Source organism: Xanthovirga aplysinae, assembly GCF_009711365.1.
Lineage (GTDB): Bacteria > Bacteroidota > Bacteroidia > Cytophagales > Cyclobacteriaceae > Xanthovirga > Xanthovirga aplysinae.
In genome coordinates this window covers 1-964 of record NZ_SMMB01000277.1, presented here as the reverse complement: position 1 = coordinate 964, position 964 = coordinate 1, and the positions used below count along the sequence as shown (strand labels likewise).

At 30.2% G+C, this 964-nt stretch carries 2 protein-coding genes; both read right to left on the bottom strand.

The window, feature by feature from the left end:
• Positions 1-606 (bottom strand): AI-2E family transporter (locus E1171_RS00720; RefSeq protein ID WP_155203122.1); only part of this gene is annotated, 606 nt, incomplete at its 3' end.
• Positions 607-697: 91 nt separating this feature from the next.
• A partial coding sequence (locus tag E1171_RS00715; RefSeq protein ID WP_155203120.1) for a DUF3276 family protein occupies positions 698-964 on the bottom strand: 267 nt, incomplete at its 5' end.

Here is a 964-nt window from a genome sequence, read left to right as displayed (position 1 = left end):
AATTTTATAAACTGCAGCTATGGAAATTTCAAAGTATTGATTCGGTACTAAAGCAATAAATTTCTTTTGCAGGAAATCCTTTTCATAAAGCAATACAAATGTAATAAATGTAACTGCCAATAACCCAATAAAAAAGCTCCCCGTAAAAGATAAAATATTATTCAAAAGGGAAGTAACATCCAGTCCTGTCAAAAAGCTAACCATACTGTTTTTAATGTTGTCCACTATAAATCCATATTCCTCATTAGTAAGATTATGAGCAATTAGAAAATGTTCCATCTCCTCGAAAGGTTTAACCATGGTTTCAAACAACGTATCATAATTAATGGTTGACAATACCTCAATTTGCTCTGCCACCAGAGGAACAAACAATAAGATAAAAAAGGAAAGTACTAAAATCAGCACCACAAAAGAGAGAAAAACTGATAATATCCGTGGTATCCGAATATAGAAGAATTGGACCTGGCTTATATAGTTAGTTAAAGGCCTAAGAATAGAAGCCAAAACAATTGAGATACACAGATAAATAAAGATGTTCGAGAAAACATAGATCAGGGCAAAAAAAACCGCTACTATTAATCCTAAATAAATTAGCTTTTTATTCATAACACCACAATCATAAATAATCCCTTAATAAAAAAAAAGCTCTTGAATTAATTTCAAGAGCTTCAAAATTCATTAGTACCTTTTCAACTTATCAATCCCATTTTAGTTCTTTATCAATTTCAGACTTATCATCCTCCCTTTCATCAAATTGAGAAAAGTCAAAATCGGGCATTAATTCAGTCTTCACAAAATTCACAGTTTCTTGCAATGCATCTACAAATTTATGAAAGTCCTCTTTATATAAGAAAATCTTATGTTTTTCATAAAAAAAACCATCCTCTTTAAACTTCCTTTTACTTTCGGTGATGGTTAAATAATAATCATTTGACCTTGTTGCCTTTACATCAAAAAAATAGGT